The 16,008-nt window shown below is 51.0% G+C and carries 13 protein-coding genes; 8 read left to right on the top strand and 5 right to left on the bottom strand.

Annotation, left to right across the window (positions count from 1 at the left end; translation table 11 throughout):
* Nucleotides 1-61 precede the first annotated feature (61 nt).
* Nucleotides 62-838, bottom strand: coding sequence for an ABC transporter substrate-binding protein (locus D8682_RS01985; RefSeq protein ID WP_121813361.1), 777 nt, complete (start codon nt 836-838; stop codon nt 62-64).
* Nucleotides 839-850: 12 nt separating this feature from the next.
* Complete coding sequence (locus D8682_RS01980; RefSeq protein ID WP_064547106.1) at nt 851-2,020, bottom strand: pyridoxal phosphate-dependent aminotransferase; 1,170 nt, start codon at nt 2,018-2,020, stop codon at nt 851-853.
* A gap of 122 nt (nt 2,021-2,142) precedes the next feature.
* Between D8682_RS01980 and D8682_RS01975 the strand changes: the two genes are divergently transcribed.
* The 8 genes from D8682_RS01975 (at nt 2,143) to D8682_RS01940 (ending at nt 12,239) form a co-directional block, all read left to right on the top strand.
* The gene (locus D8682_RS01975; protein WP_121813360.1) at nt 2,143-3,003 is read left to right on the top strand and encodes a LysR substrate-binding domain-containing protein; all 861 of its coding nucleotides are present in this window, start codon (nt 2,143-2,145) and stop codon (nt 3,001-3,003) included.
* 204 nt (nt 3,004-3,207) lie between these two features.
* A complete protein-coding gene (locus D8682_RS01970; protein WP_121813359.1) occupies nt 3,208-3,837 on the top strand; it encodes a response regulator transcription factor in 630 nt (209 codons plus the stop codon).
* On the top strand, nt 3,838-5,379 hold the full coding sequence (locus D8682_RS01965; RefSeq protein ID WP_121813358.1) for an MASE1 domain-containing protein: 1,542 nt from the start codon (nt 3,838-3,840) through the stop codon (nt 5,377-5,379). It begins immediately after the preceding gene.
* Nucleotides 5,380-5,466: 87 nt separating this feature from the next.
* Entirely contained in the window at nt 5,467-6,795 is a 1,329-nt protein-coding gene (gene uhpC / locus D8682_RS01960; RefSeq protein WP_064547115.1) for an MFS transporter family glucose-6-phosphate receptor UhpC, read from the top strand.
* Nucleotides 6,796-6,804: 9 nt separating this feature from the next.
* The gene (locus D8682_RS01955) at nt 6,805-7,836 is read left to right on the top strand and encodes an ABC transporter substrate-binding protein (RefSeq protein ID WP_064547117.1); all 1,032 of its coding nucleotides are present in this window, start codon (nt 6,805-6,807) and stop codon (nt 7,834-7,836) included.
* A 65-nt stretch (nt 7,837-7,901) separates the two neighbouring features.
* Complete coding sequence (locus D8682_RS01950; RefSeq protein WP_121813357.1) at nt 7,902-9,980, top strand: iron ABC transporter permease; 2,079 nt, start codon at nt 7,902-7,904, stop codon at nt 9,978-9,980.
* A 14-nt stretch (nt 9,981-9,994) separates the two neighbouring features.
* Nucleotides 9,995-11,044, top strand: coding sequence for a ferric ABC transporter ATP-binding protein (fbpC, locus tag D8682_RS01945; protein ID WP_121813356.1), 1,050 nt, complete (start codon nt 9,995-9,997; stop codon nt 11,042-11,044).
* A gap of 322 nt (nt 11,045-11,366) precedes the next feature.
* A complete protein-coding gene (locus D8682_RS01940; protein ID WP_162302970.1) occupies nt 11,367-12,239 on the top strand; it encodes an AraC family transcriptional regulator in 873 nt (290 codons plus the stop codon).
* Nucleotides 12,240-12,272: 33 nt separating this feature from the next.
* Here D8682_RS01940 and D8682_RS01935 read toward each other — a convergent pair whose 3' ends face one another.
* From D8682_RS01935 to D8682_RS01925, 3 genes are read right to left on the bottom strand one after another with little or no spacing between them, the layout of a single operon-like run.
* Entirely contained in the window at nt 12,273-12,599 is a 327-nt protein-coding gene (locus tag D8682_RS01935; RefSeq protein ID WP_064547133.1) for a hypothetical protein, read from the bottom strand.
* A gap of 17 nt (nt 12,600-12,616) precedes the next feature.
* Complete coding sequence (locus tag D8682_RS01930; protein ID WP_121813354.1) at nt 12,617-13,564, bottom strand: fimbrial protein; 948 nt, start codon at nt 13,562-13,564, stop codon at nt 12,617-12,619.
* On the bottom strand, nt 13,555-15,999 hold the full coding sequence (locus tag D8682_RS01925; RefSeq protein ID WP_237932745.1) for a fimbria/pilus outer membrane usher protein: 2,445 nt from the start codon (nt 15,997-15,999) through the stop codon (nt 13,555-13,557). The genes D8682_RS01930 and D8682_RS01925 overlap by 10 nt, the downstream gene beginning before the upstream one ends.
* Nucleotides 16,000-16,008: the final 9 nt, after the last annotated feature.

Below are 16,008 nucleotides of genomic sequence, written 5' to 3'. Positions count from 1 at the left end.
TAGGGTGGATAAGCGTAAACGGTGGATGACGCTTTCGCTTACCCACCCTACAAAGAAAAACTTACTTCACACTGACATCAATACCCGGGAAATACTTCTTCGCAAGCGTAGTGATGGTGCCATCAGCACGCACTTTGTCGATTGCCGCATCAAGCTGCTTCTTGGTTGCTTCGTCGCCTTTACGCAAACCGTAGCCGATACCGCTGCCCAAAATGGTATCGTCGCTCACCGGCTTGCCGATAAAGCCAAAACCTTTGCCCTGCGGTTTACTCAGGAAACCGGCCTGCCCTGCGGCTGACATCACCAGCGACGCATCAATACGGCCATTGAGCAAATCACCCCACGCCATATTTTGATCTTTATAGGACACAACCGTGACACCGTGTTTTTCCCAGTGTTCTTTGGCATAAGTTTCCTGAATGGAACCTTGCAGAACACCGATAGTTTTACCCTTCAGCCCTTCTGGCGTGGCTTCCATACCGCTATCGGCTTTGCCCACCAGTTGTGACGGAATACGGTAGATTGGCTGGGTAAAATCGATACTTTTACGGCGCTGTTCGGTGATGTTCATCGCCGAGTTAATCGCATCGAATTTCTTCGCCATCAGCCCCGGAATCAAGGCGTCAAATGAGGTTTCCACCCATGAACATTTCAGGCTTGCCGCTTGACAAATCGCGTTACCCAAATCGATATCAAACCCTTCCAGCTCGCCCGCCGTGTTACGGCTTTCAAACGGTGGATACTCGGCTTCCACGCCGTAACGCATTTCGCTTGCTGCAAAAGCAGAGAATGAAGCGCACATCCCAACCAATAAACTTAATGCATAAACTTTTTTCATTATGACCTCGTATCAGCGTGGCTTAACCTGGCAAAGTGCCTGAGCACCCGCACGTAACGTAGCTTCATCTTTCGCAAATGACAAACGAATCAACTTGTTGTCTGTCCCATCGGTATAAAACGCAGAGAGCGGTATCGTCGCCACGCCATATTGAGTAATCAGGCGCTTCACCATTTCACTGTCAGATTCATCGCTGAAATGATCGAACTTCGCCAGCAGGAAGAACGAACCTGCACTTGGCAGCAGCTTAAATGGCGACTCCGCCAATAATGACTGCATTAAATCGCGCTTACGTTGATAAAACGCCGCCAGCGATAAATAAGTGTCCGGGTTTTTCATATATTCAGCAAACGCATGCTGCATCGGCGTGTCGGCGGAAAACATCAGGAACTGGTGCACTTTGCAGATTTCTGCCATCAGTTCCGCTGGAGCCAGGCAATACCCCACGCGCCAGCCGGTCACATGGAAGGTTTTACCAAATGACGACACGATAACGCTGCGTTCGGCCAGTGCCGGGTGCGTTGCCATGCCGTGATGGCGTTCACCATCAAATACGATGTGTTCGTAGACTTCATCGGACAGAATGATGATGTCGGTGTTACGCGTCAGCGCCGCCAGCATTTCCAGGTCATGGGCGTTGAACACCTGCCCGCTCGGGTTATGCGGCGTGTTGATAATGATCATACGCGTGCGTGGCGTGATTGCCGCGCGGACTTCATCCCAGTCAACGGTGAAATCCGGCAGCGCCAGTTTTAGCGCGACCGGTGTCGCCCCCTGCAAACGGACAATCGGCGCGTAGCTATCAAAAGAGGGTTCAAAGTAAATCACTTCGTCACCCGGATGCACTAACCCGCTGATGGCGGAATAAAGCCCTTCGCTGGCGCTGGCGGTGACTAAAATTTCATCGTCAACGTCATAATGTGAGCCATAAAGCGCCGCCACTTTTTCAGCGATCAGCGTTTTTAGCGGCCTGAAACCGGTCATCGATGCGTACTGGTTATGATTTTCCTGCATCGCTTTGCTGACACCCGCAACCAACTTCGGGTCAGGTGAAAAATTAGGTGCGCCTTGCGAAAGGTTGATGGCGTTATGTTGCGCCGACAGTTGGCCGATAACGGTAAAAATAGTGGTTCCAACATCCGGTAATTTTGAACGAAGTTGCACCGGGGTTTGCATGGTCATGGCCGCTCCTGTATATGCGCGATTTGCATAACTATTCAAACTGTAACGGGTTGCTACCACAACCGAATTGTTGTCATAATAGCCATGCAAAAAATTCATAGCTCAACGGAGAGTCATCACATATGCGGCGCAATTTCCCTCTGAATACGGTTGATGCTTTTCTGGTGACGGCCAAACATTTGAATCTGACTCGCGCCGCAAAAGAGCTTTGTCTGACGCAGGGCGCTGTGAGCCGTAAAATCTCCACACTCGAAGAATGGCTCGGCTATGCGCTGTTTGACCGCCATGCCCGTGGGCTGCATTTAACCCCGCAAGGCAACACCCTGCTGCCAGAAATGCAGCACGCCTTTGAGCATTTGTTGAGTGTGGCGAACAACGCCTGCCATAAATCCAGTGTCATCCGCCTGAAAGCCCCAACCTGCGCCATGCGCTGGCTGGTGCCAAAGCTTGTGCAACTGGAGAGCACCGCCCCTGAAATCCAGGTGGCGCTCACCACCACCGTCGAACATGGCGTGAATTTCAAAAACGAGTCATATGATGCCGCGATTATTTTCGGGCATACAGATAACCACGGCACGTTGCTGTTTGAGGAGTGCCTCACGCCGGTAGTCAGCCAACAGTTGCTCCCGGAAGAGCCGCTCACCGCTGAGATACTGAGCCGCTACACCTTCCTGCATCCCACACGCGATCGTACCGACTGGTCACTGTGGCTGGCGCAAAATACCGACATCGCTCCTGTTATGAATAAAAATCAACACTTCGACACCATGGATTTAGCGATCAGCGCCGCGATTCAAGGATTTGGTATCGCGATTGCCGATGCAACACTAGTGGCCGAAGATTTGCGGCGTGGCCGGTTGGTGCAGCCGTTTGCCAGCCAGGTGAAAACGGGGGCGTGTTATCGACTGGTGCTACGCCATGCAAATGAAAACAGCGCCGACCTTGAAGCCTTCAAACACAGTTTACTGACGCTAAGTGAATAATGGTGGATGACGCACCAAAGCGCGTAGGTCGGATAAGCGTGAGCGTCATCCGACATAATCGATATCACCCACGTCAATTGAAATGACCCCTGTTTATTTGCAGGACTCTTTTTTGCTACCGCTGTAACATATTCCCAACACAGCCGTTGCGCTGAATAGATTCGTCCGCATGATGGCGCCAGATCCTTCCTGAAGAGCATAACCATGATTGCCGTTGCTTTAGTTGATGACCACGTTGTAGTGCGCTCCGGTTTTGCGCAGTTGCTGAGCCTTGAGAGCGATATTGAAATTGTCGGGCAGTACAGTTCTGCCGCCGAAGCCTGGCCCGCGCTGATAAAACGCCAGCCCGATGTCGCCGTACTCGACATCGCCATGCCCGATGAAAATGGTTTGAGTTTGCTTAAACGCCTGCGCCAGCATCACCCAGGGTTTCGCGCCATCATTCTGAGCATTTACGACACCACTGCGTTTGTGCAAAGCGCGCTGGATGCCGGAGCAAGCGGTTATCTCACCAAACGCTGTGGCCCTGAAGAACTGGTGCAGGCGGTGCGCACCGTCGGTATGGGCGGCCATTATTTATGTGCCGATGCGCTACGCGCGTTACGCCACGCGGGGCAACCAGCCAAAGTTCTGGAAGCCCTCACGCCACGCGAGCACGAAGTTTTCGATTTGCTGATTAAAGGCGAAAGCGTCAAGCATATTGCCGAGCAACTGAATCTCAGCCACAAAACCGTGCATGTGCATCGCGCCAATATCCTCGGCAAACTGCAATGCGAAAGCACCATCGAACTGGTGCACTTTGCCCTCGACCACCAACTGTTAACCGGGCACTAAATGTCTCGTTCGTGGCGTCATCTGTTGTTATCGCTGTTTATTGTTTTCGCCTGGGGGCTGACCTGGCTTGCCCTCTGGACGATAAGTTTCTACCTCACCAATAACGGCCAGCAAGCCACGCTACTGTTACCGCAAGGCGTGCATCTCGCGTTACTGATTTTGCTACATCGCCGCTACTGGCCTGCGTTGTTTCTCCCGGTGTTCGGCCTGCTTGGCGGGCTTTGGCAACAGCAGTTGATGACCGAACCGGTGATGCTACTTTCCCCGTTGCTAAGTGCGATCCCCGCGCTGTTTGTCCAGCATTACTGGCACCGTTTCACCCTCTACTGGCAACGCTTGTCACTGTTGATGGCGGCGATCACCAGCGATGCGTTGCTACACACTCTGGTGCTAACCCCTTTTCTCTCCAGCAGCGCTTCGCAAACCTTGCTGGCCGCATTTACCGGCGGCGTAGTGCTCACGCCGTTTGTCTACCTGATTTATGAATACCTGCGCCAGCAACACCTCGAAAGCCTTTTGGCGCAAGAAACGCCCAATCCTCCGCTGCGCACCTCGTTGCTAATCTGGTGCAGCCTGTTTTTCATCATTGGCGTGGGTGCGCAAATGGTGGTGTCGCCTGAAATCGAACGCTTGTTGTTGATTGTGGTGTTTTTGCCAAACGTAGTGATGGCCTACAAATTTGGCTGGCAAGGCGGCGTACTTGCCGCACTGTTGGGCAGCATGATGATTACCATCGCCCGCCAGATAGGCAGCGGCTTTAACGGGCTGATGGAAATGGAGCTGTTTCTTTCCACTCAGGCGTTGCTGGGCATTGGGCTGGGGATTGCGATAAGCCGTCAGCAGCATCTTGCCAATAATCTGCACCGTTATCGCCAACGGCTGGAAGTGGAATTACAGGCTAGGCGCGAGCTAATGGAACAACTGGTGCATACCGAAGAAGACACGCGCAAAGATCTGGCGCGTGAGCTGCACGACGAAATTGGCCAGAATATTACCGCGATTCAAATCCAGTCGATGCTGGTAAAACGCACCGCCAGCGGCGATGCCACGGTGCTCGCCGCCGAGCAAATCAACCAGCTTGCCCAACGCATTCACCACTCGACTCGCCATCTGTTGCGCCAGCTTCGCCCGCCGGTGCTGGACGAAATCTCGCTCGATAAAGCGCTGCATCATTTGATTCAGGAGTTCGCCTTTGCCGAACGCGGTATCACCTGCCGCTTCCATTACGATTTACCCGGCCAGCCCGCCAGCGATCCGGTGATTTTTACCCTCTATCGCCTGGTGCAGGAACTACTCAACAATATCTGTAAACACGCCGACGCCAGCCTGATTGAGATCTCTTTAACCCAACAACCCGCAGGCGTACGCCTGGAAGTCAAAGACGATGGCATTGGCTTTAGCGGTAACACCCATAACGGCCAGGGATTACAAGGGATCGCGGAACGCATTCGCGCGTTAGGTGGGGATTTGCAGATTGAAAGCCAGTCCGGCACACGCGTAATTGTTAACTTGCCCACACTTTTTCAACAAAATCAGGGATAACCAGGAAAAATTCCTGGTTGGCTAAAACCTTGTCTCATCCCCTTTGTATCTGCGTTTTCTATAGTCATTCCAATCCGGAGGAATCAGATGATTTCCGAGCAAACTATCGGTCGTGATTATCGTTACTGGCGTCCACGTTTGCTGCTGTCGATGGTCGTGGGCTATGGCGCATTTTACCTGACACGCAAGAGCGTCAGCTTTGTGCTCCCGGCGATGCAGGTCGACCTGGCGTTAAGCAAAAGCGATATCGGCCTGCTGGGTACGCTGTTTTATCTCTCCTACGGCCTGTCGAAATTTGCCGCCGGATTGTGGCACGACCGTCGGGGCGCACGCTGGTTTATGGGCGCGGGCCTGCTGGCAACCGGAATACTGAACATTCTTTTTGCCTTCGGCAGCAACTTACCGATGTTGCTGGTTATCTGGACGCTGAACGGCTTCTTCCAGGGTTGGGGATGGCCGCCCTGCGCCAGATTGCTAACGCACTGGTATTCGCGCAACGAACGCGGTTTTTGGTGGGGCTGCTGGAATACTTCCATCAACCTCGGCGGTGCCGCCGTTCCGCTGATTTCCGCGCTGATGGCGCTGTGGTTCGGCTGGCAGGCGTCGCTTTTTGTCTCGGGTGGTATCGGCATCATCACCGGGATTTGGCTATGCCGTAGCTTAACCGGCACGCCACAAGAAATGGGATTACCACCGGTCGGTGTCTGGCGACATGACCCGCTAGAAATGCGCCAGCAGCAACTCAGCCCGCCGCTGCCACAGTGGCAAATGTTTCGCAGCACCGTGTTGCAAAACCCAATGGTCTGGCTGCTCGGCGTCAGTTACGTGCTGGTGTACCTGATTCGTATCGCGCTTAACGACTGGGGCAATATCTGGCTTTCCGAAAGCCACGGCGTGAATTTACTCAGCGCCAACGCCACGGTGATGTTGTTCGAAATGGGCGGCTTGCTGGGGGCGTTATTTGCCGGATGGGGTTCAGATTTGCTGTTTCGCGGCCAGCGCGGGCCGATGATTTTACTGTTTGCGTTAGGGCTGTTTGTTTCCGTCGCCGCCCTGTGGTTATCGCCCGTACACCATTACGCACTACTGGCAGTGTGCTTTTTCTCCATCGGCTTTTTTGTCTTTGGCCCGCAGATGCTGATTGGCCTCGCCGCCGTGGAATGCAGCCATAAGCAGGCTGCGGGTAGCGTCACAGGATTCTTAGGTTTGTTTGCCTATTTAGGCGCGGCACTGGCGGGATGGCCACTGTCGCAAGTGATTGAGCGTTATGGCTGGTCCGGGATGTTCGCGCTGTTAACCGTGGCTGCCGCACTGATTGGATTTTTGCTGATGCCCCTGTTAATGGCGGGCATCAGCGCGCAAGACAGGAGTGTTGGTGCCATGGACCCGGCAATCACCTTACCTCAGGACACTTAGGATAATAATATGAAACTGACCGTGCTCTCTTCTCTGGTTGCTGCGGGTGTTGCGTTGGCTACCCTGTCCGGTGCCGCGCAGGCCAAAGGCCGTCTGGTGGTGTATTGCAGCGCCACCAATGAAATGTGTGAAACTGAAACCAAAGCGTTTGGCGAAAAATACGATGTGAAAACCTCGTTTATCCGTAACGGTTCCGGCAGCACACTGGCGAAGGTGGATGCCGAGAAGAAAAACCCACAGGCCGATGTGTGGTACGGCGGCACGCTGGATCCGCAGTCTCAGGCGGGTGAAATGGACCTGCTGGAGCCGTATAAATCCGCCAACCTTGCGCAAATCATGCCGAAGTTCCAGGACCCGGCAAAACGCAAAGGCAACTACTCCTCTGCGGTGTATATCGGCATTCTCGGTTTTGGCGTCAACACTCAGCGCCTGAAAGAGAAAAACCTGCCGGTGCCCAAGTGCTGGAAAGATCTCACCAACCCAATTTATAAAGGCGAAATCCAGGTGGCTGACCCGCAAAGCTCAGGCACGGCGTACACCGCACTGGCAACCTTCGCGCAGCTTTGGGGCGAAGATCAGGCGTTTGATTACCTGAAAAAACTCAACGGCAATATTTCCCAGTACACCAAATCCGGCATTGCTCCGGCACGTAACGCCGCTCGTGGCGAAACCGCTATCGGCATTGGCTTCCTGCATGATTACTCGCTGGAAAAAGAGAACGGCGCACCGCTGGAGCTGATTTCCCCCTGCGAAGGCACCGGCTATGAAATTGGCGGCGTCAGCATCCTGAAAGGCGCGCGCAACATGGACAACGCCAAATTGTTCGTTGACTGGGTGCTGTCGAAAGAAGCGCAGGAATTGTCGTGGAAAAAAGGCAAGTCCTACCAAATTCTGACCAACACCACCGCTGAAAGCTCCCCGCTGTCGCTCAAGCTCGATGACCTGAAACTCATCAACTATGACATGGACAAATACGGCGCGACCGAGATGCGCAAAGCGCTGATCAATAAGTGGGTTAGCGAAGTGAAAATGGGTAACTAACCCATTAGCAGGTGACGGCGTCACGTCACCTGCCCCCTCCTTTTCTTTTGGGCGATGAGGCACTTATGTCTGAAACTTTACTTTTGCGTCCTGCGCAGAAGCGGGACGCTATTCTCTGGTGGGTGGCGTTGTGCTGGCTGGCTTTTGCCCTGCTGCCAAGCTGGAGCCTGGATTACGGCCTGTTTGAATCAACCGGTGACGAACTGCTCGCGGCTTATAGCTGGTCGGGAATTAACATCAGTTTGCTGTGGTACGTTTTAACGTCGCTATTACTGCTGCGCCCGTTCCATGCCTCAGGGCCGGAAAAGCGCCAGCGCCACTATTTCGATGCAGGCTGGGCGTTGCTGTGCATGGCCTTTGTGGTGGTCAGCGCCACCGTGACGGAACGCGGGCTAGGCTATGCCACACTGGTGCTGTTTATCGCGCTCGGCATGGTTATCACCCTTGCTCTGACGCGCCTCGAATGGCTGGGCGGCGACAGTTTTGTCATTGGCTCGCTGGTGGCGATTGTGGCGCTAATTGGCGTGTTTATTGTCTGGCCAAGCATCGCGATTTTCATTCCGATGTTTACCACCGACAGCGGCGAGTTTGCCCCACTGGCGTTTATGGCGGTGCTCAGCCAGGCGCATATTATTCAGGTGATTATCAACTCCATCGCACTGTCGATTGCGGTGGGCATTGGCTGCACCTTCTTCGGTCTGGTGCTGGCGATTTACACGACACGCATCGCCAAACGTAGCGCCATTATTGGCCGTATCTTCTCGATTCTGCCGATTGTCACCCCGCCGTTTGTGGTTGGCCTTGGCGTCACGCTGATGATGGGGCGTTCAGGTTATATCACCGAATTGATGGTTGACTGGTTCGGGTTGACGAACACCAACTGGCTGTACGGTTTTACCGGCATCTGGCTGGCGCAAGTTCTGGCCTTCACACCAATGGCATTTATGATCCTCGATGGCGCGATTAAAACCATTCACCCGTCGCTGGAAGAAGCCTCTTATACCCTGCGGGCTACACGCTGGAAGACCTTCAAAGGGGTGTTTTTACCGCTGCTGAAACCGGCGCTGGCAAACGCATTTTTGATTGTGATTGTGCAATCGCTGGCGGACTTCAGTAACCCGCTGGTGTTAGGCGGCAACTTTGACGTGCTCGCCACGCAAATCTACTTCTACATCACCGGTTCACAGCTGGATTACCAGGCCGCCAGTACCCTCGGCGCGTTCCTGTTGCTGTTCTCGCTGCTGGTGTTCTGCATTCAGTACATGTGGATTGGCAAACGCTCCTACGTCACGGTTTCCGGTAAATCCAACCGTGGTGATGTACAACCGTTGCCGGTCACTCTGGTATGGGCGGTGGTGGCGTTATTAGCGGTGTGGATTGCCTTTAACGCCCTGCTCTATGGCAGCATTTTCTACGGCAGTTTCACCGTCAACTGGGGCGTGGATTACACGCTGACCTTCGATAACTTCATCAAACTGTTCGGCCAGGGAATGAGCGATGGCGCATGGCCTTCACTGCTCGACACCCTGCTGTACGCCGGAATTGCCGCGCCCATCACCGCTTTCTTCGGCTTGTTGATTGCCTGGATTGTGGTGCGCCAGCAGTTCCGTGGCAAAAAGACTATCGAGTTCACCACCATGCTGTGCTTTGCGGTACCAGGCACCGTGGCAGGCGTGTCCTACATTCTGGCGTTTAACAGCGCGCCAGTTTACCTGACGGGAACTGCGGCGATTGTGATTATGTCGATGGTGATGCGTAACGTTCCGGTAGGTATCCGTGCGGGCATTGCCGGGCTGGGGCAAATCGACAAGTCACTCGACGAAGCTTCTTTGAGCCTGCGAGCCGGGTCGATGCGCACCATTATCAACATTCTGCTGCCGCTGCTGCGCCCGGCGATTCTGTCGGCGCTGATTTACAGCTTTGTGCGCGCCATTACGACCGTCAGCGCCATTGTGTTCCTCGTCACACCGGATACCCGTGTCGCCACCGCCTACATTCTGAACCGCGTGGAAGATGGCGAATATGGCGTGGCGATTGCCTACGGCTCAATCCTTATTGTCGTGATGCTGACGATTATTTTCATCTTTGACTGGTTGATTGGTGAAGCGCGAATTTCACGTTCAAAAGCCAAAACCAACGCGTGATTACGGAGTAAAACATGACACAACCTCATTTTGTAGAACTGCGCAATGTCACGAAACGGTTTGGTAATAACACCGTCATTGCGGGCATTAATCTGGCCATTCCTAAAGGGGAAATGGTGACGCTGCTCGGGCCATCCGGCTGCGGGAAAACTACAGTTTTGCGCCTGGTGGCCGGGCTTGAAAAACCCACTGAAGGGCAGATTTTTATTGATGGCGAAGACGTCACGCACCGCTCTATTCAGCAACGTGACATTTGCATGGTGTTCCAGTCCTATGCCCTGTTCCCGCATATGTCGCTGGGCGATAACGTCGGTTACGGGCTGAAAATGCTCGGCACGCCACGCGCAGAAATCAAAATGCGCGTAAAAGAAGCGCTGGCAATGGTCGATTTAGACGGTTTCGAAGACCGCTTTGTTGACCAGATTTCCGGTGGCCAGCAACAACGTGTGGCACTGGCGCGTGCGCTGATCCTCAAACCCAAAGTGCTGCTGTTTGATGAACCACTGAGTAACCTGGATGCCAACCTGCGCCGCAGCATGCGCGACAAAATCCGCGAGCTGCAAAAACAGTTCAACATCACCTCGCTGTACGTCACCCACGACCAGAGCGAAGCCTTTGCGGTATCGGACACGGTACTGGTGATGAACAAAGGCGAAATCATGCAGATTGGCAGCCCGCAAACTCTGTATCGCCAGCCAGCATCGCGCTTTATGGCAAGTTTTATGGGCGATGCCAACATCTTCCCGGCACGCTTTGGCAGCGATTTTGTCGAGATCCACGGCTACCGTTTACCGCGCCCGCCTCAGCTCACTATTACGCAAGCGGAAGGCACGCTTGGCGTGCGCCCGGAAGCCATCACGCTGAGCGAACATGGCGAAGAAAGCCAACGCTGCGTGGTGCGCCATGTGGCGTATATGGGGCCGCAATATGAAGTGACGGTGGAATGGCATGGTCAGGCGCTGTTGTTGCAGGTGAATGCCACGCGCCTACAGCCTGATGTGGGGGATAATTACTATCTCGAGATCCATCCGTACGGTATGTTTATTTTGGCGGATGCTGCGTAGCAAAATTGTTTTTTTTACTGCAGTTTATTTTCACACCAGCGGGTAACTCGCTCTTTACCCGCTTCATTAAATAATCACATGAGTTAATATTTAACCATTGACAATATCCCACGTTATTATTTATTGAACTATCAGGAATTATAAAATATATCGATTGTAAATAATTATCTAATTGTGCAGTTTCACCCTAAAACCCTTCCCCCTCCGTTGAATCCATTTCTGCACTGTTACAATACGTATATTATGGTAAAGCTCGTTGACTTATTAATTAAGCAAAAATGTATAATAAGATAAATGAATGCATACTAGGAAGGTAGGACAGATGGTTAAGGCAATGACCGTTCGTGATGTACTGAATTACATTGAAGATAATTTTGCAACCGGTATTGACATCAACGACATCGCTCAATTTTCTGGCTATAGCCGCAGGCATATTCAGGCATTGTTAAAACAGTATATCGGCATGCCTATTGGCTTATATATCAGGAAACGCTGTATCATTCAGGCATCTTATTTACTCAGATTAACGAATATCAATGTTATTGATATCTCACTCAAACTGGGGTTTGACTCTCAGCAGTCTTTTTGCCGGGAGTTCAAGAAAGCGACGGGGTATACTCCAGGGCAATACCGAAGAAAAGATTCATGGGATCTGTCATCTTTATATAGCCATTCACATGTACAAGGAGTCACTATCAATTCGCTGCAATTCTGTAACTTACCAGAAGGAATAGTTTCAGGCTCTCATTATAACCATATCATCCCCATCCCGCCGACTCCCACCTCTCATGTAAATCGTTTGAATATTATTTTCGAAAAACTAGACAAAGAAAAGAAAGACATTATCGTGTTAAACGATTTCATGCCACATGAGAATTATACAAACTGTCTTAAACTCAATACTATTATTGGTACTAAAAATGAGACTATGGGCTCAAGTTATAACCAATGCCGCTACCCTAGCGGGACTTTCGCCTGTTTTTCATTCCAGTTTACACTGCATGATTACCCTTCCTACTCTAAATATATCTACCTGGTATTATTGCCCAAGTATAAATTAACTCGACGACCAGGTTACGATATTGAGATCTTTCATTACCCGTCACATAGTGAGCTTTCAGACACCATCAATTGCACTTATTTCATCCCCATTGAACCACCATTGGATGAAGAGGTTTTGCCACACACATTATGATGCCGCACTAAATGCGGCATCATTGATAAGCAATCAGACTGTTTGCAGGCCTGGTGACCAGTGATGCTCAAACAGCCTGCCAACGTTGTCTTCCACAGAGATATGCAGTTGTGCACATTCACCTGGCGCTAAATTGAATAATAACTGCGTCAGTGAATGTTGCGAACCTCCTTGATAATCCACGGGTGTTTTATGGCGAGTTCTGTAGATTCCATTATTCGTTTTACTCAATAATTCCACCGTCATCAGGCCTGAGAAGTCATTTTCAAACACTGCAAAAACCGTGGCGTGATGATGCTGATACTCTTTGTAATGAGAGACCCATATTTTGTTTTTAGCACTAAAGTGAATCGGGCGCATAATAAACCTTATTAATATTATTGGTAAATGATATTAAAATAAATGAAGGTGCTTATTTTTCCCGGGGTCACTTTTTGTCCATACTGATAGTACCGCGCAAATAAAGGAATGGCGTAGTGTCCCTCCCCAAGATTCTTCAGGGCAAACTCTTTGCGCGAATCAAAATTCACTGGTTTTTTATTTTCATCTAACATCTGAATTCCAATGCCTTGAGCCCCTGATTCGTCCTGATTGCGTAAAACACCGTAAGATCTATTTTCGGCTGTCTGAATCCCCCACCAGTTAATATCCACATTCCTGACTGCCCCTCCCCCACCATCACATATAAATTTAACATCAAAAGGCTTTATCCCTGCTACACTTCCCGGTTGTGTGAAATTTTTCAATGCGGCATCAGATAAATTAACTTTGTTAGCGCGTTTGTTATTCACCCAACAAGAATGATTCAGTAAATTGATATACGTGGCAGGTAAATTGATATCAATAACTGGTAATGACTGATGTTCACTTTTGATTTGCAAATTGATATTACCAGGCAAGGCACCCACATTGATATTGTCATCAGTTTTGATCAGTTCAATGGTGATTTTACTGCCCTTTAATTCATCTAACGCGGCACTGAATTCAGAAGGCCACAGGATAATACGCCCGCTTGACAATTCCAGCGAAACTTTAACCCCAACTCCTTTTACGTTGCTGCGTAATACACCAGGTAATATTAATGCCGATTTATCACCGACAATTTGTGCGCTAAAAGCAACACTCCCTGAGCAGTTCGGCGAGGGTATATTCTGTACTCTATAGGTTCGTGAGTGTAACACTGCACCTGACTGAACCGCTCGCTTCATGACTATCGTTTCCGGTGCTGCAATGATTCTTTGGCTACTCATATTACAGTTGGCACTGACATTAAAACCCACAGGAAGCAATCCCACTAAAAGTAAAGCCGAACGTATTACCGACATGTTGCCTCCTGCGTTTTAAGCACAACGGTGCACTTTCCCTTTTCCAGGGGAATAAATACTTCTGGTGAAGTGGTTTCGTCGATATAGAGCAATCCACCCTGTCCGACATAACCGACATGGTTATTGGCGTTATCACGAATCGTTGCGCCAAACGGTAGCGTTTGTTTGCCTTGCAGTTGTGGACGAATAATTTGTTGGCGATTCAGTTTTGTTTCGAAAACAACAGAGACCACATTCCCCTGATATGGGGCGACCTTACTTTGCGTTTTCGCGAAAGTGATCCCGTCATCAGCACCTTTAGGGTCAATGATGATGTCATTAACGCGCCAGGGCCGTAACCACGGCATGATGGCATAACCATTGCTGTCAAAGCGGGTACCCGGCACACCATCAATATGAGCCCCTTCGGCATTTGGTGCATAGACCAGCGCGACGGTGTCCGAACGTTCGGGCGATAAAGTCACGCCGCCTGCGTGAGCCACCAGTAAGCCGCTCAGCCCGGCACTGGCTTGATGCCACGAACTCCCCTGGCTCCATGTTGCGTTCATCGTGGTCAGTGGGGAGCGATAATTGCCGTTGACCCCCCAGTCCATATCGCCACCACGAGCATAACTGGTATTGGCTCCCCAGATGAGATTATTCTCATTGTCTGCTGAGGTGGTAAACCCTAAACGGCTGTTGTGCGCTTTGCCATTATTGCTGTAAGTCTCAGAAGAAATTTGCGTATAGCCTGAATTAGATCGCGGCAAATAATAGCTAAACATCAGCGCTATCTGATCGTCTTTGGTAGCTGTGCCAAATTCATCTTCATTCCAGAAGCGTTGCGCTGAAATGCTCCATGTCAGATTGCGCCAGTTGTTAGTATAACCAACCGCATATTGGCGATAGTTATTCTGCTGTTGCCAATAGGTCTTGATAGATCCAGATAAATAAAACGATCCCCGTTGCTCAGTCAGAGGTTGATTCATACTGAGGCTATAAGAATTTTTTTCGCGTAATACCCGGTAGTCACTATTTGCATCCCATTCATCAAGAGCATCCCGTTGCCCATAATAGTGCTGCGAATTAAATTTCGTCTCAAACCATAACGTGGTCTGCAACATGGGAAGCGTTCGATTATAGGTAACCCGGTATTGCTGTCCCTGATAAAACCGTTCGTCAAAGTTAAACCGTGACTGGGTAATATCCACGGCAATGGCCCCCCGCGGAGTATTAAAACCACTGCCAAGCAGTGCGGATTGGTAATCTTCAAACCCAGACGCTCCGCTGTAAAACGTCAAATAGTTATTCACGCCATATTGCCAGGAGACCTGCGCGGCAAGCGGATCCTGGTCATTACCACTTTCATCCACCGCCCCTGCAGAAAGGCTGTAGCGTGCAACACCGGGTTTGAGTAGTTGTGGCACCGTGGAATAAGGAACGGAAAAACGGCGGATACGGCCATCAGACTCTTGCACCGTCACCAGCAGTTCACCACCAGTGTTCGCAGGCAGGATAGAATCTATTGCAAATGGCCCCGCCGGAACCGACGCCTGGTGCAGGGTTCGCCCATCCTGAGTCACGGTGATGCGGGCATTGGTTTCCGCCACACCGCGGATAACCGGTGCCCAGTTTAAGGTGTTATCCGGGTGCATCTGGTCTTCAGATTCCAGGGAAAGCCCGAGCAGGCTAATCCCATCGAACATCTGGCTATCGGTATAGAATTGCCCGGCACTGAGCATCGATTTCCAGCCGACGATGGGGCGTTTTAGCGTTGTGCGGTTACTGGAATAGTGCTTGCCTGAGCGACTGTCCCAGTCGAGGCTGCCCAAATGTTCCATCAGCCAGCCACCGGCACTACCGCGAACATCCATCCCCAGCCAAGCGCTATCGGTACTACCTCTGTCGTCACCCCGCTGTTGTGCGCTGTAATAGTCAGCGTTGTAACCCACACTGATTGCCGGGATGCCGGCTTGCCATAATTCAGGTTGAATATAATTGCTGTCGCTCTGCTCAAGATAAGCCTGCGGGATGTTCAGGCGTAAATCGAGTTGGCCACTATTAAGCCTTTCACTGGCGTTACCCGTGGTGTCCCATTGAGCGATACTGCCACAAAAACCGGCTTGTTCCGCCAGCAGTTTGTTCATCTTCTGTGGATTAATGCCGAGATTATTTAAAAGTTGCGCGGAATAGCAACTGACCAATTCACCCTGCGCATTTTTTGTAAAGACCAGTTCCTGGTAGCCACGCCAGCTGTCATTTACATAGATATCAACAAGGTAACTTCCAGGGGCTAACCCTGCGATATTGAACGAACTGAGGTCATTATTTTTAGCATTCCCCATTAATATGGCGTTATTAAATTCGTAGCGCGTATTATTTTCGGCATGCAGTTCAAAAGAGACAAATGATCCCGGTAAAAATAATAGCGAGGTTATTGTTAATTTTCTTTGCAAGAAATTCCG

The organism is Buttiauxella sp. 3AFRM03 (assembly GCF_003675305.1).
GTDB lineage: Bacteria > Pseudomonadota > Gammaproteobacteria > Enterobacterales > Enterobacteriaceae > Buttiauxella > Buttiauxella ferragutiae.
Note: the sequence above shows the minus strand (reverse complement) of the source record. Positions and strands in the feature narration are given on the sequence as shown.

Bases quoted from the DNA above. Each gene is read 5' to 3' on its own strand.
- D8682_RS01985 (WP_121813361.1), bottom strand. From the start codon at position 838: ATGAAAAAAGTTTATGCATTAAGTTTATTGGTTGGGATGTGCGCTTCA.
- D8682_RS01980 (WP_064547106.1), bottom strand. From the start codon at position 2,020: ATGACCATGCAAACCCCGGTGCAACTTCGTTCAAAATTACCGGATGTT.
- D8682_RS01975 (WP_121813360.1), top strand. From the start codon at position 2,143: ATGCGGCGCAATTTCCCTCTGAATACGGTTGATGCTTTTCTGGTGACG.
- D8682_RS01970 (WP_121813359.1), top strand. From the start codon at position 3,208: ATGATTGCCGTTGCTTTAGTTGATGACCACGTTGTAGTGCGCTCCGGT.
- D8682_RS01965 (WP_121813358.1), top strand. From the start codon at position 3,838: ATGTCTCGTTCGTGGCGTCATCTGTTGTTATCGCTGTTTATTGTTTTC.
- uhpC (WP_064547115.1), top strand. From the start codon at position 5,467: ATGATTTCCGAGCAAACTATCGGTCGTGATTATCGTTACTGGCGTCCA.
- D8682_RS01955 (WP_064547117.1), top strand. From the start codon at position 6,805: ATGAAACTGACCGTGCTCTCTTCTCTGGTTGCTGCGGGTGTTGCGTTG.
- D8682_RS01950 (WP_121813357.1), top strand. From the start codon at position 7,902: ATGTCTGAAACTTTACTTTTGCGTCCTGCGCAGAAGCGGGACGCTATT.
- fbpC (WP_121813356.1), top strand. From the start codon at position 9,995: ATGACACAACCTCATTTTGTAGAACTGCGCAATGTCACGAAACGGTTT.
- D8682_RS01940 (WP_162302970.1), top strand. From the start codon at position 11,367: ATGGTTAAGGCAATGACCGTTCGTGATGTACTGAATTACATTGAAGAT.
- D8682_RS01935 (WP_064547133.1), bottom strand. From the start codon at position 12,599: ATGCGCCCGATTCACTTTAGTGCTAAAAACAAAATATGGGTCTCTCAT.
- D8682_RS01930 (WP_121813354.1), bottom strand. From the start codon at position 13,564: ATGTCGGTAATACGTTCGGCTTTACTTTTAGTGGGATTGCTTCCTGTG.